General features: G+C 61.7%; 23 protein-coding genes. 7 read left to right on the top strand and 16 right to left on the bottom strand.

Translation table 11 applies throughout. The features are described from left to right. Nucleotides 1-2: 2 nt before the first annotated feature. From BUQ73_RS26535 to BUQ73_RS26525, 3 genes are all read right to left on the bottom strand, one after another. Nucleotides 3-2,291 carry an ABC transporter permease subunit gene (locus BUQ73_RS26535; RefSeq protein ID WP_079230304.1) on the bottom strand — a complete coding sequence of 763 codons (2,289 nt, stop codon included), beginning with the start codon at nucleotides 2,289-2,291 and terminating at the stop codon, nucleotides 3-5. A gap of 139 nt (nucleotides 2,292-2,430) precedes the next feature. Beyond that, nucleotides 2,431-3,429 (bottom strand): phosphate ABC transporter substrate-binding protein PstS, encoded by a 999-nt coding sequence (locus tag BUQ73_RS26530; RefSeq protein WP_027917054.1) that lies wholly within the window; start codon nucleotides 3,427-3,429, stop codon nucleotides 2,431-2,433. A gap of 235 nt (nucleotides 3,430-3,664) precedes the next feature. Then, complete coding sequence (locus BUQ73_RS26525) at nucleotides 3,665-4,954, bottom strand: MFS transporter (protein ID WP_079230303.1); 1,290 nt, start codon at nucleotides 4,952-4,954, stop codon at nucleotides 3,665-3,667. Nucleotides 4,955-5,313: 359 nt separating this feature from the next. On the opposite strand from BUQ73_RS26525, the gene BUQ73_RS26520 reads away from it, so the two are divergent. Beyond that, nucleotides 5,314-5,712, top strand: coding sequence for an acyl-CoA thioesterase (locus BUQ73_RS26520; RefSeq protein ID WP_027917060.1), 399 nt, complete (start codon nucleotides 5,314-5,316; stop codon nucleotides 5,710-5,712). 72 nt (nucleotides 5,713-5,784) lie between these two features. After that, entirely contained in the window at nucleotides 5,785-6,681 is an 897-nt protein-coding gene (locus tag BUQ73_RS26515) for a D-hexose-6-phosphate mutarotase (protein ID WP_079230302.1), read from the top strand. Between the two features lie 125 nt (nucleotides 6,682-6,806). Here BUQ73_RS26515 and BUQ73_RS26510 read toward each other — a convergent pair whose 3' ends face one another. The 4 genes from BUQ73_RS26510 to purE all read right to left on the bottom strand — a co-directional run bounded on the left by BUQ73_RS26510 (nucleotide 6,807) and on the right by purE (nucleotide 9,329). After that, on the bottom strand, nucleotides 6,807-7,340 hold the full coding sequence (locus tag BUQ73_RS26510) for a DUF3299 domain-containing protein (RefSeq protein WP_079230301.1): 534 nt from the start codon (nucleotides 7,338-7,340) through the stop codon (nucleotides 6,807-6,809). 49 nt (nucleotides 7,341-7,389) lie between these two features. After that, nucleotides 7,390-7,635, bottom strand: a complete 246-nt coding sequence (locus BUQ73_RS26505; RefSeq protein ID WP_054884765.1) for a GlsB/YeaQ/YmgE family stress response membrane protein — start codon at nucleotides 7,633-7,635, stop codon at nucleotides 7,390-7,392. Nucleotides 7,636-7,744: 109 nt separating this feature from the next. Beyond that, complete coding sequence (locus BUQ73_RS26500; protein WP_079230300.1) at nucleotides 7,745-8,827, bottom strand: 5-(carboxyamino)imidazole ribonucleotide synthase; 1,083 nt, start codon at nucleotides 8,825-8,827, stop codon at nucleotides 7,745-7,747. A 10-nt stretch (nucleotides 8,828-8,837) separates the two neighbouring features. Beyond that, the gene (purE, locus tag BUQ73_RS26495; RefSeq protein WP_003253304.1) at nucleotides 8,838-9,329 is read right to left on the bottom strand and encodes a 5-(carboxyamino)imidazole ribonucleotide mutase; all 492 of its coding nucleotides are present in this window, start codon (nucleotides 9,327-9,329) and stop codon (nucleotides 8,838-8,840) included. Nucleotides 9,330-9,602: 273 nt separating this feature from the next. Between purE and BUQ73_RS26490 the strand changes: the two genes are divergently transcribed. After that, on the top strand, nucleotides 9,603-10,232 hold the full coding sequence (locus BUQ73_RS26490; protein ID WP_079230299.1) for a hypothetical protein: 630 nt from the start codon (nucleotides 9,603-9,605) through the stop codon (nucleotides 10,230-10,232). On the opposite strand, the gene BUQ73_RS26485 is transcribed toward BUQ73_RS26490, so the two are convergent. After that, entirely contained in the window at nucleotides 10,224-11,141 is a 918-nt protein-coding gene (locus BUQ73_RS26485) for a LysR substrate-binding domain-containing protein (protein WP_079230298.1), read from the bottom strand. The two genes, BUQ73_RS26490 and BUQ73_RS26485, sit on opposite strands and share 9 nt — an antisense overlap. A 182-nt stretch (nucleotides 11,142-11,323) precedes the next feature. Here BUQ73_RS26485 and aspA point away from each other — a divergent pair, with 182 nt between their 5' ends. The 3 genes from aspA to BUQ73_RS26470 all read left to right on the top strand — a co-directional run bounded on the left by aspA (nucleotide 11,324) and on the right by BUQ73_RS26470 (nucleotide 15,102). Further along, on the top strand, nucleotides 11,324-12,748 hold the full coding sequence (aspA, locus tag BUQ73_RS26480) for an aspartate ammonia-lyase (RefSeq protein ID WP_079230629.1): 1,425 nt from the start codon (nucleotides 11,324-11,326) through the stop codon (nucleotides 12,746-12,748). A gap of 181 nt (nucleotides 12,749-12,929) precedes the next feature. After that, a complete protein-coding gene (locus tag BUQ73_RS26475; protein WP_079230297.1) occupies nucleotides 12,930-13,922 on the top strand; it encodes an AraC family transcriptional regulator in 993 nt (330 codons plus the stop codon). 244 nt (nucleotides 13,923-14,166) lie between these two features. Then, on the top strand, nucleotides 14,167-15,102 hold the full coding sequence (locus tag BUQ73_RS26470) for an IS110 family transposase (RefSeq protein ID WP_079226748.1): 936 nt from the start codon (nucleotides 14,167-14,169) through the stop codon (nucleotides 15,100-15,102). A 166-nt stretch (nucleotides 15,103-15,268) separates the two neighbouring features. Here the strand turns inward: BUQ73_RS26470 and BUQ73_RS26465 are convergent, their stop codons facing one another. From BUQ73_RS26465 to BUQ73_RS26455, 3 genes are read right to left on the bottom strand one after another with little or no spacing between them, the layout of a single operon-like run. After that, nucleotides 15,269-15,940 carry a GNAT family N-acetyltransferase gene (locus BUQ73_RS26465; protein ID WP_079230296.1) on the bottom strand — a complete coding sequence of 224 codons (672 nt, stop codon included), beginning with the start codon at nucleotides 15,938-15,940 and terminating at the stop codon, nucleotides 15,269-15,271. 7 nt (nucleotides 15,941-15,947) lie between these two features. After that, the gene (locus tag BUQ73_RS26460) at nucleotides 15,948-16,394 is read right to left on the bottom strand and encodes a GNAT family N-acetyltransferase (protein WP_079230295.1); all 447 of its coding nucleotides are present in this window, start codon (nucleotides 16,392-16,394) and stop codon (nucleotides 15,948-15,950) included. 12 nt (nucleotides 16,395-16,406) lie between these two features. Continuing rightward, entirely contained in the window at nucleotides 16,407-17,036 is a 630-nt protein-coding gene (locus BUQ73_RS26455; protein ID WP_079230294.1) for an FMN-binding negative transcriptional regulator, read from the bottom strand. Nucleotides 17,037-17,126: 90 nt separating this feature from the next. Between BUQ73_RS26455 and BUQ73_RS26450 the strand changes: the two genes are divergently transcribed. After that, entirely contained in the window at nucleotides 17,127-18,665 is a 1,539-nt protein-coding gene (locus BUQ73_RS26450; protein WP_079230293.1) for a PLP-dependent aminotransferase family protein, read from the top strand. Between the two features lie 61 nt (nucleotides 18,666-18,726). Here the strand turns inward: BUQ73_RS26450 and BUQ73_RS26445 are convergent, their stop codons facing one another. From BUQ73_RS26445 to BUQ73_RS26425, 5 genes are all read right to left on the bottom strand, one after another. Beyond that, nucleotides 18,727-19,830: a polyamine ABC transporter substrate-binding protein gene (locus BUQ73_RS26445; protein ID WP_079230292.1), complete on the bottom strand. Its 1,104-nt coding sequence runs from the start codon at nucleotides 19,828-19,830 to the stop codon at nucleotides 18,727-18,729. Beyond that, on the bottom strand, nucleotides 19,830-20,873 hold the full coding sequence (locus tag BUQ73_RS26440) for a histone deacetylase family protein (RefSeq protein ID WP_079230291.1): 1,044 nt from the start codon (nucleotides 20,871-20,873) through the stop codon (nucleotides 19,830-19,832). Before BUQ73_RS26440 ends, BUQ73_RS26445 begins: the two co-directional genes overlap by 1 nt. Before the next feature lie 278 nt (nucleotides 20,874-21,151). Then, nucleotides 21,152-22,087, bottom strand: a complete 936-nt coding sequence (locus tag BUQ73_RS26435) for an IS110 family transposase (RefSeq protein WP_079226748.1) — start codon at nucleotides 22,085-22,087, stop codon at nucleotides 21,152-21,154. Nucleotides 22,088-22,394: 307 nt separating this feature from the next. Continuing rightward, nucleotides 22,395-24,203 (bottom strand): sodium-extruding oxaloacetate decarboxylase subunit alpha, encoded by a 1,809-nt coding sequence (oadA, locus tag BUQ73_RS26430; protein WP_060483816.1) that lies wholly within the window; start codon nucleotides 24,201-24,203, stop codon nucleotides 22,395-22,397. An 11-nt stretch (nucleotides 24,204-24,214) separates the two neighbouring features. After that, nucleotides 24,215-25,630: an acetyl-CoA carboxylase biotin carboxylase subunit gene (locus BUQ73_RS26425; protein WP_054884776.1), complete on the bottom strand. Its 1,416-nt coding sequence runs from the start codon at nucleotides 25,628-25,630 to the stop codon at nucleotides 24,215-24,217. Between the last annotated feature and the right edge of the window lie 131 nt (nucleotides 25,631-25,761).

Genomic DNA, 25,761 nt, shown 5'->3' with positions numbered 1-25,761 from the left:
TATCAAAGCGACGAGTATTTCTTGCGCAGACGCTGGCGAATCAGCTCGGCCAAGGTGTTCATGACGAAGGTGAACATCAGCAGCACGAGGGCGGCGAGGAACAGCACACGATAATGACTGCCACCAACTTCCGATTCAGGCATTTCCACCGCCACGTTGGCGGCCAGGGTGCGCATGCCTTCGAACAGGTTCAGCTCCATCACCGGAGTGTTGCCGGTGGCCATCAGCACGATCATGGTCTCGCCCACCGCACGACCCATGCCGATCATCAGCGCCGAGAAGATGCCCGGGCTGGCGGTGAGGATGACCACGCGGGTCAGGGTCTGCCACGGCGTCGCACCCAGGGCCAGGGAGCCCAGCGTCAGGCTGCGCGGCACGCTGAACACGGCGTCTTCGGCGATCGAGTAGATGTTCGGGATGACCGCGAAGCCCATGGCAATACCGACCACCATGGCGTTGCGCTGGTCGTAGCGGATACCCAGGGTGTCCGTGATCCACAAACGCATGTCGCCGCCGAAGAACCAGCTCTCGAGGAACGGGCTGACAGCCAGGGCGAACCAGCCGATGGCGAGAATCACCGGAATCAGGATTGCCGCTTCCCAGCCATCCGGAATACGCAGGCGGATCGATTCAGGCAGGCGGCTCCAGGTGAAGCCCGCCAGCAGGATGCCGAGCGGCATGATCAGGAACAGGCTGAACACGCCAGGCAGGTGGCCTTCCAGGTACGGCGCGAGGAACAGGCCGGCGAAGAAGCCGAGGATCACCGTCGGCATCGCCTCCATCAGTTCGATCACCGGCTTGACCTTGCGGCGCATGCCCGGGGCCATGAAGTAGGCGGTGTAGATAGCCGCGGCAATGGCTAGCGGGGCCGCCAGGATCATCGCGTAGAACGCGGCCTTGAGGGTACCGAAGGTCAGCGGCGAGAGGCTCAGCTTGGGTTCGAAGTCGGTGTTCGATGCGGTCGACTGCCAGACGTACTTGGGCTCGTCGTAGTTTTCGTACCAGACTTTGCCCCACAACGCGCTGAAGGAGACTTCCGGGTGCGGGTTGCGCAGGCTCAACGGCAACAGCTTGCCGCCTTCTTCGATAATGATGCGGTTGGCTCGTGGCGACAGGGCCAGGATGCCCGCGCCTTCGGCCGCCGGCTCGACCAGCAGGGTGCGGTGCGCGGTGCTGTGGAACACGCCAAGCTTGCCTTCAGTATCCAGGGCGATGAAGCCCTTGCGGCGCTCTTCTGCATCGATCTGGGCGATTGCGGCCTTGCCCATCTGGAAGGTACGGATCTGTTTGAAACGCTGCTCGCCATCCGGGTCGCGGGCCATGAACCACTGGGCCAGGCCGCCCTTGGAGTCACCGATGATCAGCGAGATGCCGCCAACCAGCTGGGTTGCGGCCGTGATTTCAGTATCGGCACTTTCGGAAAGCTTGTAGCGGCCATTGAGGCTCTTGTCACGCAGGCTGAACACGTCGGCAGTGGCACGGCCGTTGATCACGTACAGCCATTGCTGCCGCGGGTCGATGAAGATGTCCTTCACCACCTCGGTCATCTGCGGCAGTTCGATGCGGTTCTGCTCGGTGGTGACCTCTTCGGTCATCATGTTTTCAGTGCGGGTCAGCTCGAGCACCTGCAAGTGCGCACCGGTGGAGCCAGCGAGCATCAAGCTATCGCCATTGACGTTGACGCTCACGTGCTCCAGCGCGCGGCCCTGGTCATCGAGCACGAACGGCTGTTCACCGTAGGGGTAGTCGATGCCGGGGGTGATGGTTTTCTTGTTGTCCGGGTAGGTGATCTTGTAGGTGTGGTGGAACACCAGCGCCTGACCATTGGACAAACCGAGTACGACCAACGGGCTGCCCGGCTGGTCGGTACTGATCGAGCTGACCTGGGTGCCAGCAGGCACTGGCAGGTCGATCCGCTTGAGTTCGTTACCGCTCTTGGTGTCGAAGAACAGCGCCTGGCCCTTGTCCGAAACGCGCATGCCAACCAGATTCTGCTCTTCAAGGGCGATCATCAGTGGCTTGCCGGCATCCTGTTGCAGCCAGGTCGGCTCCAGCGCCTTCTTGCTGGTCAGCTCGGCGCCCTGGAACAGTGGCAGCACCACATAAGCCAGGTAGAAGAAGATCAGCGTGATAGCTGCCAATACAGCAAGCCCGCCCACCAGTACATACCAGCGGGTCAGGCGATCCTTGAGGGCGCGCATCCGGCGCTTGCGTTGCAACTCGGGCGTATTGAAGTCAATCCGCACGGGAGGGGAATTCGGGGTCATTGTGGAATTGGCCAGATCATTCATGCGCACACCCTAGCGGTCCCGTATGACAAAAACATGACAGTGAGTTGACGCAAAAAAGCCCGCCGCTCAGGAACCCTGGCACCGGACTTGAAAGGCGTGGAAGAGGCCGGGCATCAGCGCCGGCCTCATCCTCAGTTAGTTACTTCTTTGCAACGTTACCAGCGTGGGACAGACCCAGGTCAGCCAGGGTCTTGTCGACCACCTTGGCCGGCAGCGGGATGTAGCCATCCTTCACCACGACCTGCTGGCCAGCTTGCGACAGCACCAGCTTGACGAACTCGGCTTCCAGCGGGGCCAGAGGCTTGTTCGGCGCCTTGTTGACGTAGACGTACAGGAAGCGCGACAGCGGGTAGGTACCGTTCAGGGCGTTGGTTTCGTTGTCTTCAACGAATTCGCCGCCTTCTTTCTTGGCCAGGGCCACGGTCTTGACGCTGGCAGTCTTGTAGCCGATGCCCGAGTAGCCGATGCCGTTCAGCGAGGAGCTGATCGACTGCACGACCGAAGCCGAGCCAGGCTGTTCGTTGACGCTAGGCTTGAAGTCGCCTTTGCACAGGGCTTCTTCCTTGAAGTAGCCATAAGTGCCCGATACCGAGTTGCGGCCGAACAGCTGCACCGGCTTGTTGGCCAGGTCGCCGGTCACGCCCAGGTCGCCCCAGGTCTTGACGTCGGCCTTGGCGCCGCACAGGCGGGTGGACGAGAAGATGGCGTCAACCTGAGCCATGGTCAGGCCTTTGATCGGGTTGTCCTTGTGCACGAACACGGCCAGGGCATCGACGGCAACCGGGATGGCGGTCGGCTTGTAGCCGTACTTCTGCTCGAAGGCCTGCAGCTCGACGTCCTTCATCTTGCGGCTCATCGGGCCGAGGTTGGCGGTGCCTTCGGTCAGCGCGGGTGGCGCGGTCGAGGAGCCAGCAGCCTGGATCTGGATGTTTACGTTCGGATATTCCTTCTTGTAGGCCTCGGCCCACAGAGTCATCAGGTTCGCGAGGGTGTCGGAACCGACGCTGGAGAGGTTGCCCGAAACACCGGTGGTCTTGGTGTAGGTCGGGATCGCAGGGTCGACAGCGGCTACCGCGTTGGCGGTCGCAACGCCAGCGGCGGCAAACGTGAGGGCCGCCATCAAACGCTTCAGTTTCATGCCTTGCTCCTAGCAGGAATATTGTGGTGTTGGATGGAACGGGGCCAAGTATCTGCAGGCCGCATGAATACGATATGACTCAATTGTGACAAATGGATGAAAGGCCATCACCAAAAACAGGTCCGGCCTCTTCGCGGCTAAAGCCGCTCCCACAGATCTGGCACAGCCTCAAGGCTTTCGCAGTACCTGTAGGAGCGGCTTTAGCCGCAAAGAGGCCGGGTAGCCTTGTTGCAGATCAGCGTTTGTTGGCGAGCAGGTACAGGCCAACGCACAGACCGACGGCACACAGCCCTGCCACATAGTAGGCAGGTGCCATCGGGCTGACCTTGAGCAACGCCGTCACCACCATCGGCGTCAGGCCGCCGAAGATGGCGTAAGCCACGTTATAAGAGAACGACAACCCGCTGAAACGCACCACTGGCGGGAATGCCTTGACCATCACGTAGGGAACCGCACCGATTACACCCACGCACAACCCGGTCACCGCATACAGCGGGAACAACAGCTCAGGGTGGGTCGGAAGGCTGTGATAGAAGGTCCAGGAGCTGACCAGCAGCAGCAGGCTGCCGATCACGAACACCCGGCCCGCGCCGAAGCGGTCGGCCAGGCTGCCGGCGCCGATGCAGCCGATGCTGAGCAGCACGATCGCCAGGCTGTTGGCCTTGAGCGAGTCGGTGGGGCTGACGTGGTAGAGGCTTTGCAGCAGTGCCGGGGTCATCAGGATCACCACCACGATGCCGGCAGACAACATCCAGGTCAGCAGCATCGACAGGATGATCGGGCCGCGGTGGTCACGCAGCACCGCGCGCAGCGGCAACTCTTCGGCCAGGGCCTTGCGCTGCTGCATCTCGGCGAACACCGGGGTTTCGTGCAGCCAGCGGCGCAAGTACACCGAGAACAGGCCGAACACACCGCCGAGCAGGAACGGAATACGCCAGGCGTAATCAGCCACTTCTTCGGCGCTGTACAGGGTGTTGATCAGCGTCGCCACCAGCGAGCCGAGCAGGATGCCCGCCGTAAGGCCCGCGGTCAGGGTGCCGCAGGCGTAACCAGTGTTGCGCGCCGGCACGTGCTCGGAGACGAACACCCAGGCGCCCGGCACTTCACCACCGATGGCTGCGCCCTGAATCACCCGCATCAGCAACAACAGGATCGGCGCCCACAGGCCGACCTGTGCATAAGTCGGCAGCAGGCCCATGATCAGGGTCGGCAGGGCCATCATGAAGATGCTCAGGGTGAACATCTTCTTGCGCCCCAGCAGATCGCCGAAGTGGGCCATGACGATGCCACCCAGCGGCCGCGCCAGGTAACCGGCGGCGAAGATGCCAAAGGTTTGCATCAGGCGAAGCCATTCGGGCATGTCGGCAGGGAAGAACAGCTTGCCGACCACCGTGGCGAAGAACACGAAAATGATGAAGTCGTAGAACTCCAGGGCTCCGCCCAGGGCGGACAGTGAAAGGGTCTTGTAGTCACTGCGGGTCAGCGGCCGCGAGGGCTGCTCGATACTGCTCGGCACGGAGGTCATCGCTCGTCGTTCTCTTGTAGGGCATGCAGGCCGCTTGGCACGCGGCTTCTGGATTAGGGCGAGGAGCGAAGATAGCAAATTGCCGAGCTACGCTGAAAGCGATACAAAATCCATACAGATATTCATTAATACGCAGTCGTCGCTGGGCAATTGGCTATATATACTGGCCGCTCGTAGGAAAAGGTTGCTTTAACCGTGGGAAGTTGTGCGAAAACGCCGGTCTTGATGTCAGACGGTTTCGCAGAGTTTCCCTATGGCCGCCCAGCGAAACGGAATCGGCGTAGTATGTTGTCGGCTGAATCGTTTTCCCGGCCTTGCGCCACACCAACGAAAGCGTCACGGGTCAGAGGCCCCATCGCATGATTGAGCTCGAACAAGAAGATCCTATCCCGCAAGGCGATCTGGCCTTGCAAATCACCGCGCTGCCGCGCGAAACCAACGGCTTTGGCGACATCTTTGGCGGCTGGCTGGTCGCACAGATGGACCTTGCCGGCACCGCCATGGCCAGCCGCGTCGCCGGTGGCCGGGTGGCCACGGTGTCCATCGACCGCATGGCGTTCCTCGTGCCGGTGGCCGTGGGCGCGCAACTGTCGTTCTATACCCAGACCCTGGAAATCGGCCGCAGCTCGATCCGCATGATGGTCGAGGTGTGGAGCGATGACCCGCTGTCCAGCGAATGGCGCAAGGTCACCGAAGCGACATTCGTGTTCGTTGCCATCGACGGCAGTGGCCGAACCCGCTCTGTGCCTCGTCGCTGAGCCTGGCGAGCGGTAAACTCATTGCACGTCATCGGGTCCAAGGGCCCACAGGCAATCAATGAGACGAGCGCAATGGCTACCTTCAAGGTCGAATCCGAGCAACACGGCGAACTCAACTGCTGGCGCATCAGCAGCGACCGCGCCGAACTACTGATCGCCCAGCAGGGCGCGCAGATCCTCAGCTACCAGCGTGTTGGCGAGCCACCGCTGCTGTGGCTGAGCGACCAGGCCATCTTCCGCCAGGGCAAATCGGTGCGTGCCGGTGTGCCGGTGTGCTGGCCGTGGTTTGGCAACCTGCAGCGCAATCCCGCATCGGTACAAGCGATGTTCCATGGCGAGCAGGCGCCCGCCCATGGCCTGGCGCGCACGCGTGACTGGCAGTTGCTGGGCATCGAAGAAACGGGCAATACGCTGCGCATCGAATTCGGCCTGCCCGAGGCCCAGGGTGACCTGCCGGATTGGCCGCATGAGGTTGAACTCAAGTTGTTGGTGGTGCTGGGCGATGAGCTCGAACTGAGCCTGACCAGCCGCAACCTGGGCAACAGCCCCGTGACCATCAGCCAGGCCCTGCACAGCTATTTCGCCGTCAGTGACGTGCGCCAGGCGCGCGTCGAAGGGGTCGAGGGGCTGCAGTACATCGAGACCCTGGCCGACTGGGAACAGCGCCAGCAGCAAGGCGCGTTGGCGTTTACCGGGGAAACCGACCGGATCTACCTGGATACGCCGCAGCAGCTGAGCATCGTCGATTCACACTGGGACCGGCGGATTACCTTGACCTGCAGCGGGTCGCGCTCGGCGGTGATCTGGAACCCATGGACCGAGCGGGCCAAGGAGCTGGCGGACATGGCCGATGACGGCTGGCAGCGGATGCTGTGCATCGAGACGGCGAATGTCTGGGATGATGTGGTGGAGCTCAAGCCCGGGGGCAGCCGATCTCTGCAGGTGAGGATCGGTAGCGTAGTGATCTGAATCCTGCTTTAGCAAGTCTGGCCCTTTCGCGGGTAAACCCGCTCCCACAGGTGTATCCACAGGTTTCGAAACTGTGGAGAACCTTGTGGGAGCGGGTTTACCCGCGAAGAGGCCAGCACGGGAGATCAGAGATCGGCGTCTTCCACCACCCTCACCTTCCCCGCATCCAGCGCATAGGCCGCATCGGCCAGGTCATTGCTGACCTTCTCTACCTTCAGCTTGCCGCTGACCCATAGCGGTGTGTAGATGTCATCGATCTTCAACCCCTTCGGATAACGCACCAACACCAGCTGGTTGGGCGGTGGCGGCGGCACGTGGATGCAGGCGCCAGGGTAAGGCACAAGGAAGAACAAGGTGCTGTTGCCCTTGGCATCGCTCTCCAGCGGCACCGGGTAGCCGCCGAGGCGGATGTCCTTGCCGTTCATGGCTGCCACGGTCTTGGTCGAATACATCACCGCGGGCAGGCCCTTGCTCTGCTTGAGGCCACCTTTGGCCGTGAAGGTGCCATTGGCCTCCGGCGAGTTGTGGTCGATTTCGGGCATTTCTTCGAGCGCCTTCTGGTCCGACTTGGGCATAAGCTCCAGCCAGTCGGTTTCAGGCAGTTCGGCATGGGCCAGGGTACTGGCCAGGAACAAGGGAATGAGGAAAAAGGCACGCATGGAAACGCTCGGCAACTCGCGATGAATTGCCGGGCATTCTAACCAGTATTCAGCGTTTCTTGATGAATCCGTAGATCACCAGAAGGATGATCGCACCCACCAGCGCACCGACGAATCCTGCAGCCTGACCCGCCTGGTAGATCCCCAGCGCCTGGCCGCCATAGGTGGCGAGCAGGGAACCGGCTATACCCAGCAGAATGGTCATGATCCAGCCCATGCTGTCGTCGCCCGGCTTGAGGAAGCGGGCCAGCAAGCCGACGATGAGGCCGATGAAGATGGTTCCAATGATGCCCATGGCAGTCCCTCTGAAATGAAGATGGAACAAGCCAAAGCCTAGACAGCGCTTTGGCTTGTTGCCATTTCAGAGGGCAAGCCGCTGGCAGAAGTTCGATCGAGCGCTTCGATCAGTTGCTGATCAACGCCTCTACTTCAGCGATCCTGGCCTTGAGGGTGCCCATGTCCTGGCAGCGCAGGGTGGCGTGGCCGACCTTGCGCCCGACCTTGAAGGCCTTGCCGTAATGGTGCAGATGGCAATCGTCGATGGCCACAACCTTGTCCACCGCCGGTACTTCGCCAATAAAGTTGAGCATGGCGCTTTCACCGACCTTGGCGGTCGAACCCAGCGGCAGGCCGGCAATGGCACGCAGGTGGTTCTCGAACTGGCTGCACTCGGCGCCTTCGATGGTCCAGTGCCCGGAGTTGTGCACACGCGGGGCGATTTCGTTGGCCTTCAGGCCACCGTCGACTTCGAAGAACTCGAAAGCCATCACGCCGACATAGTCCAACTGCTTGAGCACACGGCCGACATAGTCTTCGGCCAGGCCCTGCAGCGGGTGCGCCTCGCTGGCCACCGACAGACGCAGGATGCCGCTCTCGTGGGTGTTGTGCACCAGCGGGTAGAAGCGGGTTTCGCCATCGCGGGCACGCACAGCCACCAGCGATACTTCGCCGGTGAATGGTACGAAGCCTTCCAGCAGGCAGGGTACGCTGCCCAGTTCGGCGAAGGTGCCGACCACATCTTCAGGCGTACGCAGAACCTTCTGGCCCTTGCCGTCGTAGCCCAGGGTGCGGGTCTTGAGCACAGCCGGCAGGCCGATGCTGGCGACCGCCGCATCCAGGTCTGCCTGCGAAAGGATGTCGGCGAACGCTGGGGTCGGGATACCCAGGTCGCGGAACATGCTCTTCTCGAACAGGCGGTCGCGGGCAATGCGCAGGGCTTCGGCGCTCGGGTAGACCGGGACGAATTGCGACAGGAAAGCCACGGTCTCGGCCGGGACGCTTTCGAATTCGAAGGTCACCAGGTCGACTTCGTCGGCCAGCTGGCGCAAGTGGTCCTGGTCGCCGTAGTCGGCACGCAGGTGCTCGCCCAGCGGGGCGGCACAGGCGTCCGGCGCCGGGTCGAGGAAGGCGAAGTTCATGCCCAGCGGGGTGCCCGCCAGGGCCAGCATGCGGCCCAGTTGGCCGCCACCGATTACACCGATCTTCATGGGTTCAGCCTCAAGCCTGGCGCGGGTCTGGATTGTCCAGCACGGTGTCGGTCTGCTCGGTGCGGAACTGCTTGAGTGCCGCGTGGTACTGCGGGTACTTGGCGCCCAGGATGCTCGCCGACAGCAGTGCGGCGTTGACGGCGCCAGCACGGCCGATAGCCAGGGTGGCAACCGGCACGCCGGCAGGCATCTGCACGATCGACAGCAGCGAATCGACGCCCGACAGCATCGACGACTGGACCGGTACGCCCAGCACCGGCAGGTGGGTCTTGGCGGCACACATGCCTGGCAGGTGGGCAGCGCCACCGGCACCCGCAATGATCACCTCGATACCACGCCCTTCAGCCTCTTCGGCGTACTGGAACAGCAAGTCCGGGGTGCGGTGGGCGGAAACCACCTTCACTTCGTAGGGAATGCCGAGTTTTTCCAGCATATCGGCGGTGTGGCTAAGGGTGGACCAATCGGACTTGGAGCCCATGATCACGCCAACCAGTGCACTCATCGTCGAGCCTCTCCTGCAAGCGCCTTCTGGCGCGCTAAAAGCAACAAGCCACGCAGGTGGACCGGCGTGGCTCGTCATACGGATTCTGAATCGACCGGGTCGGCCGAAGGCGCGGGATTGTAGCGTATTTCTGGGCGGGCCGCCCACCCCCACAAGCACATGTCGGATCAAAGGGCAAGCTGTCTCGCGGGACAACTTTTCCTTCTGACCGACGGTGTGCTTGCTCCGGAAAATTCGCCCTTTCGACCCCGGTCGTCATCGAAGGACCCAAAGATGCTCAATACCCGCTACATCGCGCTCGCTATCAGCCTCGTTTACAGCCTGTTCCTACCGTCAGCCTGGGCTGCCAGAACGCTGGTGATCACGGTCTATCCTCATGATGAGCTGGCAGGCATCAGCGATCAGCAGCTGCATGATGACCTCTTCCAACATTGGCTGGACGAAATGCGCTCATTCACGCAGCACCCGATCGAAGTGATCTTTCAACGCGCCATTGCGGGCCTCACCGACATCGACTATCGCGCGATGTCATCGAACCAGATACTCGATGCCTTCACCGATGAAATAAGTGTCCAACGTTCGGCCAGGCCTTTCTCCTTCATGAACAAGGATTTGCTGCTGACCAAGGACAGCTATGACCGAAGTGGGCTGAACTGCGTCGCAGGGCTCGCTCACGTCAATGGCAATACCGCAATCGCTTCGATGACCACCTATGCGATACCCGGCCACCAACTCGGCCATATGCTTTCCGCCACCCACGAAAATGCCAGGACCGACTTCAACGGCTGGTTCTGCGAAACCTACATGGTTCCCGCGCGCATCGTGCTGCGCTCAAACTGCTACCGCTACAGCGAGCAGAACCGAGCGGCCATTGCCGACTACCTCAGGAACAACTCAAACTGACGCCTCGCCCGGGCCGCCTGCCGACTCCAGCTTGCGCCACAGCAGACGCACATTGGCCTTGCGTACCAGCGCGCAGCGGTAAAGGCGGATTTCCAGCGGCACATGCCATTGGCTGCCCCCGCAGACCACCAGTTCACCGCGCTCCAGTTCACCCCGCATCGACAGGCGCGGCACCCAGGCTATCCCCATACCCTCCAGCGCCATGCTCTTGAGGCTGTCAGCCATCGCCGTTTCATAAACAGTGGTGTAGCGCAGGTTGCGCTGGCGTAGCAGCAGGTTCACCGAACGCCCAAGAAACGCCCCAGCACTGTAGGCCAGCAGAGGCACGCTGGCATCGCCTTCCAGGTCGAACATGGGCTTGCCGTCGGCACCCACCGTACACACCGGCAGCATCTCGGTGGTGCCCATGTGCAGCGACGGGAAGATTTCGGCGTCCATCTGCAGCGCCGCATCGGGGTCGTAGAAAGCCAGCATCAGGTCGCAGCCACCTTCACGCAGGGCGTGCACCGCATCCCCTACGTTAGTCGCAACCAGGCGGGTGGCAATGTTCAAACCATCGTTGCGTAACTGGGCCACCCAGCGTGGGAAAAAGCCCGATGCCAGGGAGTGCGCGGCAGCCACCTGGATCACCTCGCCCTGGCCACCTTCAAGGTGGTGCAAGTGACGAAGAACTTCGCTCAACTGGTCGACAACGGTACGCGCGGTGACGAGAAACAGCTGTCCTGCCTCGGTCAGCTCTATAGGCGTGCGGGAACGATTCACCAAAGTCAGGCCCAGCGCTGCTTCAAGGCTGCGTATGCGCCGGCTGAAGGCGGGTTGCGTTACGAAACGCCGCTCTGCCGCCTGGGAAAAACTGCGGGTGGAGGCCAAGGCACTGAAGTCCTCCAGCCACTTGCTTTCGAGGTTCATGAAGCAGATCTCCCGGCGTGCACCAAAATGGAACACGCTCGAATGTCAATTGGCGTCACATGAAACACTATGCCGTTTGTGCATAGGTTAGCGTGCAACAGCATTGGCCGCAAAATCCCCTTCAGGCCTAGGATTGGCGCCATTCCGGCATGTGCCGGGTCAAAATCGAGATGATATCCATCATGTCCTCCGCTGCATCGTTCCGCGTCGAAAAAGATCTGCTTGGTACCCTTGAAGTCCCTGCCGATGCCTACTACGGCATCCAGACCCTGCGCGCTGCCAACAACTTCCATCTCTCCGGTGTTCCGCTGTCGCACTACCCGAAGCTGGTCGTGGCCCTGGCCATGGTCAAGCAGGCTGCTGCCGACGCCAACCGTGAGCTGGGTCACCTGAGCGATGCCAAGCACGCTGCCATCAGTGCAGCCTGCGCCCGCCTGATCAAAGGCGATTACCACGACCAGTTCGTGGTGGACATGATCCAGGGTGGTGCCGGTACTTCCACCAACATGAACGCGAACGAAGTCATCGCCAACGTCGCGCTGGAGGCCATGGGCCACCAGAAGGGTGAGTACCAGTACCTGCACCCGAACAACGACGTGAACATGGCGCAGTCGACCAACGACGCCTACCCGACCGCCATCCGCCTGGGCCTGCTGCTGGGCCATGACGCGCTGCTGGCCAGCCTCGACAGCCTGATTCAGGCCTTCGCTGCCAAAGGCAAGGAATTCGACCACGTACTGAAGATGGGCCGCACCCAGCTGCAGGATGCCGTGCCGATGACCCTGGGCCAGGAATTCCGCGCCTTCGCCACCACCATGACCGAAGACCTGCAGCGCCTGCGCTCGCTGGCTCCGGAACTGCTGACCGAAATCAACCTGGGTGGTACCGCCATCGGTACCGGCATCAACGCCGACCCGGGCTACCAGGCCCTGGCCGTACAACGCCTGGCCACCATCAGCGGCCAGCCGCTGGTACCGGCTGCCGACCTGATCGAAGCCACCTCCGACATGGGCGCCTTCGTGCTGTTCTCCGGCATGCTCAAGCGTACCGCGGTCAAGCTGTCGAAGATCTGCAACGACCTGCGCCTGCTGTCCAGCGGCCCGCGCACCGGCATCAACGAGATCAACCTGCCAGCGCGCCAGCCAGGCAGCTCGATCATGCCAGGCAAGGTCAACCCGGTAATTCCTGAGGCCGTCAACCAGGTGGCATTCGCCATCATGGGCAACGACCTGGCCCTGACCGTCGCCGCCGAAGGTGGCCAGCTGCAGCTGAACGTGATGGAACCGCTGATCGCCTACAAGATCTTCGACTCGATCCGCCTGCTCCAGCGCGCCATGGACATGCTGCGCGAGCACTGCATCGTCGGCATCACTGCCAACGAACAGCGCTGCCGTGAACTGGTCGAGCACTCGATCGGCCTGGTCACCGCCCTGAACCCGTACATCGGCTACGAAAACGCCACCCGTATCGCCCGCGTTGCCCTGGAAACCGGCCGCGGCGTACTGGAACTGGTGCGTGAAGAGAAGCTGCTGGACGACGAGATGCTCGACGACATCCTGCGTCCGGAAAACATGATCGCCCCACGTCTGGTTCCGCTGAAGGCGTAACTCAGGCCGCTGCAAACAGTCTCACCAGGTCGAGGGACTAGACACCTCTCAACCTTTCAAAGGCCCGAGCGCACGCTCCGGGCCTTTTTTTTGCCTGATGGATCCTGCGCCGGTCATGCCGTACCGGTATCGGCACACAACTTGCTCCATAATGCTTCCCAGGCCCACGGGATGACCGAGCATGCTGCACAGCCACCTGACCACCCTCAACGCGGTTTCGCTGATCCTCAATCTGTTCCGGGAAGAGGGCTGCGAGGCAACGACGCTGCTCGCCGGCAGCGGCATAGGCCCGGCCGACCTTGGCCATAGCGACGCACGTATCACCACCCAGCAAGAGCTTCAGGTGTGCGCCAATGCCGTGGCCCGGCGCGAGGAGATTGGCCTGGAACTGGGCAGGCGCATGCATGTGTCGTGCTACGGCATGCTCGGTTACGCCCTGCTCTCCAGTGCCACTTTGGGTGACGCCCTGCGCCTGGCGCTGCAATATCCGGCACTGCTGGGAACAGTCTTCAAGCTGCGCCTGGTCGACGACGGCCAACGCGTCTGGTTCAGCGCCAGCGAATACCACGACAGCCCTGCCCTCGCTGCCTTCAATGCCGAATTCTGCCTGGTGTCACTGAAAGTGATTTGCGATGACCTGCTCGGTCGCACGCTGCCGCTGCTCGGCGCCCGCTTCGAGCACACGCGGCCCGGCTACCACGGCCTGTACACCGGGGCATTCCAGTGTCCGCTGGCCTTTGACGCCGAGGACAACGCCTTTGCCTTCGAACGGCGCTGGCTGGATATGCCATTGCCGCTGGCCGACCCGATTACCCACAAGGCCATGAGCGAGCGCTGCCGGCGCCTGAACCTGGAGTTCACCGGGCGCCAGGCCTGGCTGGGGCGTATACGCGAGCTCCTGCTGCAACAACTGGATGCAGCGCCAGGGCTGGAGGGGCTAGCGCGGCAGATGAACTGCTCGTCGCGGACCTTGCGTCGGCACCTGCAGGCGCTGGGCTGCAGTTATCAACAACTGCTTGATGAACTGCGCTTTGATCGGGCCAAGCAGTTGCTGGCCGATGAGCAGATGCCGATCTACCTGATTGCCGAGACCCTGGGGTTCAGCGAGACCGCGAGTTTCCGCCACGCGTTCCAGCGCTGGAGCGGAGTGGCACCCAGCCATTTCCGCGGTTGACCTGTACCGGAGCCCTCGCGGGCAAGCCCGCTTGTGTCTTGGCGAGGGAATAGAATCTGAAGTGAGAGCGGTGAATGGCAAGCTGATAGCCCGAGGTGCCTTGAGCACGTGTGGGAGCAAAAGCTGCCATTCACCGTTCCACTTTGGCGAGAGCCCGAACAGTTGGATGAGGGCCGTAATCTCGAATCACAAGCGTGGGCCAAGCCAAAGCGCTCTCACTCCTTGAGTTTAAGAGGGTTTGGCCATGTCTTCCTCTGTCGGCATCGATGTTTCCAGTGCCACACTTGCCGTTCACATCCGCCCTGAGGGTGTGAACTTCAGTGTTTCCAATGACTTGAAAGGATTTCAACTGCTCGTCGAAAAGCTTGGCGGGTATGCAGTTTCAATGGTTTTGCTCGAAGCTACCGGTGGTTACGAGTGCAATGTCCTCAAAGCGCTGCAGGATGCCGACTTTCCGGTTTGCCGGATCAATCCCAGTCGTGCCCGGGACTTTGCCAAGTCGATGGGTAAACGCGCCAAGACCGATCCCATTGACGCCGCTGTTTTGGCTCACCTGGCTGAAGTGATGCCCCCACGGCCTTGCCAGGTGATGACACCTGAGCGAGCTTTGCTGCGCGAACTGCTTATGCAGCGGGATCGCTTCGTCCAACAGCGCGACGATGACAAGCGGCGTCTGAAGCAGGCGCGGGCTATCAGTGTTTGTTTGCGGTTGGAACAACACATTGCCTATCTGAAGGGTGAAATTCGAGCGCTGGAACAGGAGATCGCACAGCAGGCAGCAGCTTTGCCTGATGATCGTGTCAAACAGCTCACGCAAGTCAAAGGAATTGGTCTGATTACTGCCGGAAAGCTGATGGCCTTGCTGCCAGAGCTGGGCCAGGTGGATAAGAAGGAAATTGCCGCCTTGGTCGGTGTTGCGCCATTCAATCAGGACAGCGGCAAGCAGTCGGGCAAGCGTTCAATCTGGGGTGGGCGCTCACAAGTCAGGCGGGCGCTCTATATGGCCTGTTGGGTGGTGATCCGGCATAACAAAGACTTCAGCGAGCGTTACAACGCGCTGCGAGCGCAGGGGAAATGCGCGAAGGTAGCAGTGGTGGCGTGCATGCGGGTATTGATAGTGCGGCTGAACGCGATGCTCAAGACTGGAACGCCCTGGCAGGAACAGGTAGTTCACTCATAGGATCCAGCCTTGCTGGCGATGCCTGACAGAGTCGGGCTCGGGGCGCTACGCGCCCCATCGCTGGCAAGGCCAGCTTCCACAAGAAGACAGTTGCTCCCACAGGTACTGCGCTCTACCTGTGGGAGCGGGTTTACCCGCGAAGAGGCCAGCAGCCCTGATACAGCGTTCAGCCTTTGCGGCAAACCTCGAGGGTCTCTACCTGGCCGCCCGGTTGTTGGTTCGCCTCACTCAACCACCGCTCGAATCCCGCCGCGACCTGCGGCCACTCATCATCGGTAATCGAGTACCACGCCGTATCGCGGTTATGGTCCTTCACCACCAGGTGCTTGCGGAACACCCCTTCGAAGGTGAAGCCGAACCGCTCCGCCGCGCGTTTGGAGCGGGCGTTGGCATTGTTGCACTTCCATTCCAGCCGACGGTTGCCCAGTTCGAAACCGAGCTTGCCCAGCAAGTAGACAGCCTCGGTGCTCTTGGGCGTGCGCTGCATGGGGGCGCCGAAGGCGATGTGGCCGATCTCGATGCGGCCGTGGTCGGGCACGATCGACATCAGCGTGAGCACACCCTGGGCCTGACCGCTGGCGCGGTCGATGACCGTGTAGTACAGCGGATCGTGGCCGGCGGCGTTGGCTTGCAGCCAGCGGTCGAAGGCAGCGCGCTCGGTGAACGGGCCGTAGGGCAGGTAGTCCCACAGCACCGGATCGGCTGCCGGACCTTGCAACACTTCCCAGAGGTCGTCGCCGTGGCGCGCCAGGTCGAGTTTTTCCAGGCGGATGAAGCGGCCGTCGATGGGCTCGGCTTTGGGCGTAGCGGCGGGTTTCCAGTTCAATGCGTCAGTCATGTGCGGCCTACAACCCTTTGCGGAATTGGATGAAGCCCGGGCGCTCGGCAACCTGCTCGTACAGGCTGATGGCGGTGGCGTTGGTTTCGTGGGTCAGCCAGTGCACCTTGATGCAGCCGGCGGCCTTGGCTGTGGCATACACGTGTTCGATCAGCTGGCGGCCAATGCCCAGGCCGCGCTGGTTGCTGTCGACATAGAGGTCCTGCAGGTAGCAGGAGTTCTCGATGCTCCAGTTGGAACGATGGTAGATGAAGTTGACCATGCCCACCGCCTTGCCATCGACCCAGGCCAGGGTCGAATGGGTCGGCTCGTTGGGGTCAAGTAGGCGTTGCCAGGTGCTGAGGCTTACCTCGTCGGCCAGTTCGGTCTGGTAGAAGCGCAGGTAGGCTTGCCACAGGGCGAGCCAGGCGGCGTGGTCTTGGGCGCTGACAGGGCGCAGGGTGACGCTGGGCATGGGGCTTTTCCTTCAGAGTTGGCGCATGTGCGCTGCAAGTTGGTTGTCCAGGTAGTCCGGGCTGGCGCCCAGGCCATCGCGCACACCGGCAATATCCTGCGCCGAGCGGTTCTGGCTGAGCTTGCGCGCGCCTTGCAAGCGAGCGATGGGCAGGCGGATGCCGACGATGGCGCGGAGCATGCCGTCGAGGTAGTCGGCGGGGGCGTCGGCTACGCTCCAGGGCTTGCTGCGGCCCTGTTCGTGGCGGTCGGTCAGGCGGCTGACGATCTGCAGCAACGGCGCAGCATCATGGATCACTTCGGCTGTGCCGTAAGCGTGCACGGCAAGGTAGTTCCAGGTCGGCACCACCTTGGGGTTTTCGGCTTTGCTCGGGTAATAGCTGGGGCTGACATAGGCGTCGGCACCCGGGAACACCAGCAGTGCTTCGGCGCCTTGCTCCAGCTCCTGCCATTGGCGGTTAGCCCGTGCCAGGTGAGCGTAGACGGTACCGAACTCGCCCTCGCTGGTGTCGAGCAATACCGGCAGGTGGGTGGCCAGCAAGCCCTGTTGCCCGTGGCTGATCAGCACAGCCAGACGGGTGTCGCGCATGTGCTGATGCAAGCGCTCAAGGTCATGTTCCTGATGGGGTTTGCTGTTGTACATGCGCTGGGTCCTTGTCGAATGGCTCCATCCTAGGCAGGCTATTGGCTCTGTGTAAGAGCCATTACTGACTGTTTTGATAGGTCCAATGCCATGAGCGAGCGCCCCCTCGTATTGCCTTTCGACCCTGCCGGTATCGTGCTCGACCGGCGTCGCGGGCTTAGTCAACAGCTGTACCAGGCCTTGCGTGCGCGGGTATTGGATGGCCGCCTGAGCAGCGGCACCCGGTTGCCGGCCACGCGTGACCTGGCGAATGTGCTGGCGCTGTCGCGCAACAGCGTGGTGCGTGCCTATGACCAGTTGTATGCCGAGGGCTTCATCGAAAGCCGGGTTGGTGACGGCACCTATGTGAGCCGACTGGAAAAACTATCCACACAACTGTCCACAGGGTTATCCCGGGGGTTATCAACAGACTTATCCACATTTTCTGTCGAAAATACTGAGGATTTATCCAGCAACGGGCGTTCCAGCGAGCCGTTGCAGCGTCTGAAAAGTAACCATCTGCCGCCACCGAAAAGCGGTGCGCCGAGGGCATTCCGTGTCGGCATTCCGGCGTTCGATCTATTCCCGTTCGACGTCTGGGCCAAGCTGCAGGCGGGTTTCTGGCGCAATCCTTCCCCGTCGCAGCTGGGTTATGGCGACCCGGCGGGTGAGCCAGTGCTACGGGAGCTGATTGCCGCCTACTTGCGCCGATCACGCGGCCTTTCCTGCACGGCTGAACAAATTGTGATCACCAGTGGCGCGCAGCAGGCCATCAGCCTTTGTGCACAGTTGCTATTGCAGCCGGGCGATGGCGTGGCTGTGGAAAATCCGGGCTACCGAGCCGCCGGGCATACCTTCGCTGTAGCCGGTGGCAGGGTGACCGGTGTGCCTGTGGACGAGGAGGGCATGGATTGCCAGCGACTGGAGCAGTTGCCGGACTGTCGGCTGGCCTATGTCACCCCGGCGCACCAGTACCCGACCGGCGTGACCATGAGCTTGCCGCGGCGCTTGGCGTTGCTGGCCTGGGCCGAGCGCAACGATGGCTGGATCATCGAGGATGACTACGATGGCGAGTACCGCTACAGCGGTGCCCCCTTGGCCCCGTTGGCAGCGCTCGACCGCCAGGGGCGGGTGTTGTACGTGGGTACCTTCGGCAAGATTGCCTTCCCGGCATTGCGCCTCGGTTACCTGGTGTTGCCGCCAGGCCTGGTGCGGGCCTTTAGCCAGGGCCGCGCGCTGGCGGTGCGGCATTCGGAGGTGGGCACTCAGTGCGTAATGGCTGAATTCATGGCTCAAGGGCATTTCCAGCGGCATATCCGGCGCATGCGCAAGGCAGCGTTGAGCCGTCGCAATGTGCTCAAGGCGGGATGGCCTGTGGATGTTCCAGGGCTTGGCGCGATGCCGGAGGTGGCCGCTGGGCTGCATGTGAAGGTGGATGTGGATAACTTTGCGCGGGAGCAGGAGCTGGTGGCCAGGGCGGAAGCGGTGGGCGTTGAGGTGAATCCGCTGAGCAGTTACTGGCTGGAGGATAGCGAGGTGCCTGTGGATAAGCGGGCAGGGCTGGTGTTGGGGTTTGCGGCGGTGGCGGAAGGGCAAATCGCCGAGGCTCTGCTGAAATTGCGTATGGCTTGGAGGCCTCTTCGCGGGTAAACCCGCTCTCACAGGTACGGCGCGGACCCTGTAGGAGCGGGTTTACCCGCGAGAAGGCGACTCAGGTACCGGACTTGATCCGGGTCCAGGCCCGAGTCCGCGCCCGTTCGGCTTCACGCGTCAAGGGTTTGAGGGTATACAGCTTGGCCATCGCATCCGCCGTCGGGTACAGGTTCGGGTTGTTGCGAATCGCCGGGCTGACTTTGTCGGTGGCGTCCTTGTTCGGGTTTGGATAGCCCACGAAGTCGCTGATCGGTGCAATCACCTGAGGCTGCAGCAGGTAGTTGATGAACGCATGGGCATCCCCCGGGTTCGCTGCGTTCTTCGGGATCGCCAGCATGTCGAACCAGATCGGTGCACCTTCTTTGGGCAGGCGCATGTCCACCACCACGCCGTTCTTCGCATCCTTCGCCCGGTTGGCGGCCTGCGAGAAGCTGCCGCTGTAGCCCACGGCCACGCAGATGTCGCCATTGGCGATATCAGCCATGTATTTGGAAGAGTGGAAGTAGGTGATGTACGGGCGGATTTTCAGCAACAGCGCCTCGGCCTTCTTGTAGTCCTCCGGGTTGTCGCTGTTGGGTGGCAAGCCCAGGTACTGCAGGGCCAGTGGCAGGATCTCCGACGGCGAGTCGAGCAGCGCGACGCCGCACTGCTTGAGCTTGGCGATGTTCTCTTCCTTGAAGATCAGGTCCCAGCTGTCGACCGGGGCCTGGTCGCCGAGCACGGCCTTGACCTTGTCTGGGTTGAAACCGATCAGGATGGTGCCGTACATGTACGGCACGGCGAACTTGTTGCCCGGGTCGTTGGCTTCGATCAGCTTCATCAGCGCCGGGTCCAGGTGTTGCCAGTTTGGTAGCTTGCTGCGGTCCAGTGGCTGGAACACACCGGCTTCGATCTGCTTGGCGAGGAACACGTTGGACGGCACTACCACGTCGTAGCCGGAGTTGCCGGTGAGCAGCTTGGCTTCGAGTGCTTCGTTGGTGTCGAAGATGTCGTAGATCAGCTTGACGCCACTGTCCTTCTGGAAGTCGCTCAAGGTCTGCGGCGTGATGTAATCGAACCAGTTATACACTCGCAGGGTGCGCTGCTCGGCTTGAGCGTGCAGGGCACCGGTGAACAGGGTGGCAGCGATGAACGGGGCGAGCAGACGCTTGAGTCGGACCATTACCGGGCTCCTGGCTGGGCGCGCTGGAAGCCTTCCAGCACATTGACCGCGTTGATACCGATTTCTTCCACAGCGTAGCCGCCTTCCATCACGAACAGGGTGGGCTTGCCGAGCTGGGCGATGCGCTGGCCCATTTCCAGGTAGTCCGGGCTGTCCAGCTTGAACTGGGAGATCGGGTCGTCCTTGAAGGTGTCCACGCCCAGGGAGATCACCAGCACGTCGGCGTCATAGGCGGCAATACGCTGGCAGGCGTCTTCCAGCGCAGCGCTCCAGGCTGCCCAGTCACTGCCGGCAGGCAGTGGGTAGTTGATGTTGCAGCCAGCGCCTGCGCCTTCACCGGTTTCGTCGGCATAGCCGAGGAAGAACGGGAATTCATCTTGTGGATCGCCGTGGATCGACGCGAAGAACACATCGCCACGCTGGTAGAAGATGTCCTGAGTGCCGTTGCCGTGGTGGTAGTCGACATCGAGGATGGCCACCTTGGCGCGGCCCTGATCGAGGAAGGCCTGGGCTGCAATCGCGGCATTGTTCAGGTAGCAATAGCCGCCCATGACTTCAGCGGCGGCGTGGTGCCCTGGTGGCCGGCACAGGGCGAAGGCCGAGTGAGCGCCTTGCTGGATGGCAGCCTGGGCGGTCAGGGCTACCTGCGCGGCGCTGTAGGCAGCCTGCCAGGTACCCGCAGTGATCGGCGCGCCGGCGTCGAAGCTGTAGTAGCCCAGTTCGCCATGCAGGCCGGTTGGCTTGACCTGGCGCAGGGTGCGCGCCGGCCAGGTGAAGGGCAGCAGGTCGCCGTCGTGGCCAAGCGCGGCCCAGCGAGCCCAGGCACCCTGGAAGAAGTCGAGGTAGTCGGCGCTGTGGATGCGTTGCAGCGGTGCGCGGCCGAAGTCGGTCGGGCCCTGGACATCGCCGAGGTTGCGCTTTTTCACTTGCTCGAGGACGTGGTCGGCGCGTGAGGGCATTTCAAAGCAAGGCATCAGCTTGCCATCGATCAGCTCGCAGCGGCCATGGTGCAGGCGGTGATCATCGGAATAGATCGTCAGCATTTGTTGTTCTCCGGTGGTACTGGCGTGGGCCCATTTTCACGGGCCGCCAGGTGGCGGAGAACGACGCAAACGGCCAAAAGGGGATCGATGTGGCCAAGCTCGTTGGCCTGCAGTAGCCTTCACGCGGGCAAGCCCGCTCTCACAGGTACTGCACCGCCTCCGATGCGGCACTGTATCTGTGGGAGCAACTGTCTTCTTGTGGAAGCTGGCCTTGCCAGCGATGGGGCGCGTAGCGCCCCGAGCCCGACTCTGTCAGGCATCGCCAGCAAGGCTGGATCCTATGAGTGAACTACCTGTTCCTGCCAGGGCGTTCCAGTCTTGAGCATCGCGTTCAGCCGCACTATCAATACCCGCATGCACGCCACCACTGCTACCTTCGCGCATTTCCCCTGCGCTCGCAGCGCGTTGTAACGCTCGCTGAAGTCTTTGTTATGCCGGATCACCACCCAACAGGCCATATAGAGCGCCCGCCTGACTTGTGAGCGCCCACCCCAGATTGAACGCTTGCCCGACTGCTTGCCGCTGTCCTGATTGAATGGCGCAACACCGACCAAGGCGGCAATTTCCTTCTTATCCACCTGGCCCAGCTCTGGCAGCAAGGCCATCAGCTTTCCGGCAGTAATCAGACCAATTCCTTTGACTTGCGTGAGCTGTTTGACACGATCATCAGGCAAAGCTGCTGCCTGCTGTGCGATCTCCTGTTCCAGCGCTCGAATTTCACCCTTCAGATAGGCAATGTGTTGTTCCAACCGCAAACAAACACTGATAGCCCGCGCCTGCTTCAGACGCCGCTTGTCATCGTCGCGCTGTTGGACGAAGCGATCCCGCTGCATAAGCAGTTCGCGCAGCAAAGCTCGCTCAGGTGTCATCACCTGGCAAGGCCGTGGGGGCATCACTTCAGCCAGGTGAGCCAAAACAGCGGCGTCAATGGGATCGGTCTTGGCGCGTTTACCCATCGACTTGGCAAAGTCCCGGGCACGACTGGGATTGATCCGGCAAACCGGAAAGTCGGCATCCTGCAGCGCTTTGAGGACATTGCACTCGTAACCACCGGTAGCTTCGAGCAAAACCATTGAAACTGCATACCCGCCAAGCTTTTCGACGAGCAGTTGAAATCCTTTCAAGTCATTGGAAACACTGAAGTTCACACCCTCAGGGCGGATGTGAACGGCAAGTGTGGCACTGGAAACATCGATGCCGACAGAGGAAGACATGGCCAAACCCTCTTAAACTCAAGGAGTGAGAGCGCTTTGGCTTGGCCCACGCTTGTGATTCGAGATTACGGCCCTCATCCAACTGTTCGGGCTCTCGCCAAAGTGGAACGGTGAATGGCAGCTTTTGCTCCCACACGTGCTCAAGGCACCTCGGGCTATCAGCTTGCCATTCACCGCTCTCACTTCAGATTCTATTCCCTCGCCAAGACACAAGCGGGTTTACCCGCGAAGAGGCCGGCAAATTCAACACAAAAAAAGGGGAGCATCCGCTCCCCAGAGGTTAACTGCTTGTAGATGAAGGCTTATCTCAGCCCTCGATCTCGATCAGGATTTCACCGGGCGTCACGCGATCGCCCTTGGCCACATGGATGGCCACGACCTTGCCGGCAATAGCCGCCTGCACTTCGGTCTCCATCTTCATCGCCTCGGTGATCAGCACGGCCTGGCCGGCCTTGACCACATCGCCTTCCTTGACCAGCACATCGACGATGTTGCCTGGCATGGTAGTGCTGACGTGGCCCGGTGCGCTGGCCTGCTTGCGCTTGCTGCCACCGCCACCGACAAACTCGTTGAGCGGCTCGAACACCACTTCTTCCGGCATGCCGTCGATCGACAGGTAAAAGTGGCGCTTGCCTTCGGCCTTGACGCCCACACCGGTGATGTCGACGCGGTAGGTTTCACCGTGTACGTCGATGACGAACTCGGTCGGTACGCCTTCACCACTGTGGGAGGCCACTGCGCCCGCTTCAGGAATCGGCAGCAGGGCTTCCGGGGTCAGGGTGCCGGCCTCACGCTCTTCAAGGAACTTGCGGCCAATGTCCGGGAACATGGCAAAGGTCAGCACGTCTTCCTCGCAGCGGGCCAGCGCGCCGATGTCACCACGCAGCTTGGCCATCTCTGGCTTGAGCAGGTCGGCCGGACGCACATCGATCACTTCTTCGCTGCCGATCGCCTGGCGGCGCAGCTGCTCGTTGACCACGCCAGGGGCCTTGCCGTAACCACCTTGCAGGTACAGCTTCACCTCGTTGGTGATGGTCTTGTAGCGCTCACCGGCCAGCACGTTGAAGAACGCCTGGGTACCGACGATCTGCGAGGTCGGGGTCACCAGCGGCGGGTAGCCGAGGTCTTCACGCACGCGCGGAATCTCTGCCAGCACTTCGTTCATGCGGCTGAGCGCGCCCTGCTCCTTGAGCTGGTTGGCCAGGTTGGAAATCATCCCGCCAGGCACCTGATTGACCTGCACGCGGGTGTCCACGGCGGTGAACTCGCTCTCGAACTGGTGGTATTTCTTGCGCACGGCGTAGAAGTACAGGCCGATTTCCTGCAGCAACTCCAGGTCCAGGCCAGTATCGAACTCGCTACCCTTGAGCGCGGCGACCATCGACTCGGTACCCGGGTGGCTGGTGCCCCAGGCGAAGCTGGAGATCGCGGTGTCGATGTGGTCGGCACCGTTTTCCACGGCCTTGAGCTGGCACATGGCGGCCAAGCCGGCGGTGTCGTGGGAGTGGATGAACACTGGCAGCGATTGCTCGGCCTTCAGCGCCCTGACCAGTTCGCCGGTGGCGAACGGGGTCAGCAGGCCGGCCATGTCCTTGATCGCCACCGAGTCGCAACCCATGGCTTCCATCTGCTTGGCCTGGGCGACGAACGCGTCGATGGTATGCACAGGGCTGACGGTATAGGCGATGGTGCCCTGGGCGTGCTTGCCGGCAGCCTTCACTGCTTCAATGGCGACACGCAGGTTACGTACGTCGTTCATTGCGTCGAAGATGCGGAACACGTCGATGCCGTTGACTGCAGCCTTGGCGACGAAGGCCTTCACTACGTCGTCGCTGTAGTGGCGGTAGCCCAGCAGGTTCTGGCCGCGCAGCAGCATCTGCAGGCGGGTGTTGGGCAGGGCTGCGCGCAGTTTGCGCAGACGCTCCCACGGGTCTTCTTTCAGGAAGCGCACGCAGGCGTCAAAGGTGGCGCCGCCCCAGACTTCCAGCGACCAGTAGCCGACCTTGTCGAGCTTGTCGCAGATCGGCAGCATGTCTTCGGTACGCATGCGGGTGGCCAGCAGAGACTGGTGGGCGTCGCGCAGGATCGTGTCGGTTACGTGAATTTTCTTGGACATTATGGGGTTCCTCACAGGCCTGCGTGGGCGGCGATGGCGGCGGCGATGGCCAGGGCCAGCTCTTCGGGTTTGCGCTTGATCGAGTAGTTGGTCAGTTCCGGGTGGCTTTCGACGAAGCTGGTGTTGAACTGACCGCTACGGAATTCTGGATTGCGCAGGATTTCCTGGTAGTACGCAGCGGTGGTCTTGACCCCCTGCACGCGCATGTCGTCCAGGGCCCGCAGGCCGCGGTCCATGGCTTCTTCCCAGGTCAACGCCCAGACCACCAGTTTCAGGCACATGGAGTCGTAGAACGGCGGAATGGTGTAACCGGTGTAGATCGCCGTGTCGGTACGCACGCCCGGGCCGCCGGGGGCGTAGTAACGGGTGATCTTGCCGAAGCTGGGCAGGAAGTTGTTCTTCGGGTCTTCGGCGTTGATGCGGAACTGCAGCGCGTAACCGCGGTGCTGGATGTCTTCCTGCTTGACCGAGAGCGGCAAGCCCGAGGCGATGCGAATCTGCTCGCGAACGATGTCGATACCGGTGATTTCCTCGGTGATGGTGTGTTCCACCTGTACCCGGGTATTCATCTCCATGAAGTACACCTCACCATCGGCGAGCAGGAACTCCACGGTACCGGCGTTCTCGTAGTTCACCGCCTTGGCCGCACGCACTGCCAGGTCGCCGATGTAGGCGCGCTGCTCGGGGGTGAGTTGTGGGCTTGGGGCGATTTCGATCAGCTTCTGGTTACGGCGCTGGATCGAGCAGTCACGCTCGAACAGGTGCACGACGTTGCCGAAGCTGTCACCGAGGATCTGCGCTTCGATGTGCTTGGGGTTGACGATGCACTTTTCCAGGAACACTTCTGCCGAACCGAAGGCCTTGGTAGCTTCGGAAATCACCCGCGGGAAGTTCTGTTCCAGCTCTTCACGGCTGTTGCAACGGCGAATACCGCGGCCGCCACCACCGGAAGTAGCCTTGAGCATCACCGGGTAACCGATGCGGTCACCTTCGCTCAGGGCTTCGTGAATGTCGGCAACGTTGCCTTCGGTACCTGGGGTCACCGGTACACCGGCCTGGATCATGGTGCGGCGCGCTTCGGTCTTGTCGCCCATGCGGCGGATGACGTCGGCGGCCGGGCCGATGAACTTGATCCCGCGCTCGGCGCAGATTTCCGCAAGTTCGGCGTTTTCCGACAGGAAACCGTAACCCGGGTGCAGGGCGTCACAGCCGGTTTCCACAGCAAGGTTGACCAGCTTGCGCGGGTTCAGGTAGCCAGCCAGCGGCTCGGCACCAATGCTGTAGGCCTCGTCGGCGCGTTTGACGTGCAAGGCGTGACGGTCGGCGTCGGAATAGATCGCGACAGAGCGAATGCCCATCTCGGCGCAGGCACGCACGATCCGAACTGCGATTTCACCCCGGTTGGCGATCAGGATTTTTTTTATCACTGGAGTCTTCCCAAAGCCGTAGGAACAGACGATCCGGTTTTACCGGTCGGCGCGTGACCAGAGGTTGCTGGCCAGTCGCACATTCACCCTAGCGCTGAAGGTCGATAAACAAAAATCAATATTTGTTAGGG

The sequence above is a fragment of the Pseudomonas putida genome (assembly GCF_002025705.1).
In the GTDB taxonomy this organism is placed as follows: Bacteria; Pseudomonadota; Gammaproteobacteria; order Pseudomonadales; family Pseudomonadaceae; genus Aquipseudomonas; species Aquipseudomonas putida_J.
The sequence above is the reverse complement of the archived record's forward strand: the minus strand, read 5'-3'. Positions and strand labels throughout refer to the sequence as shown.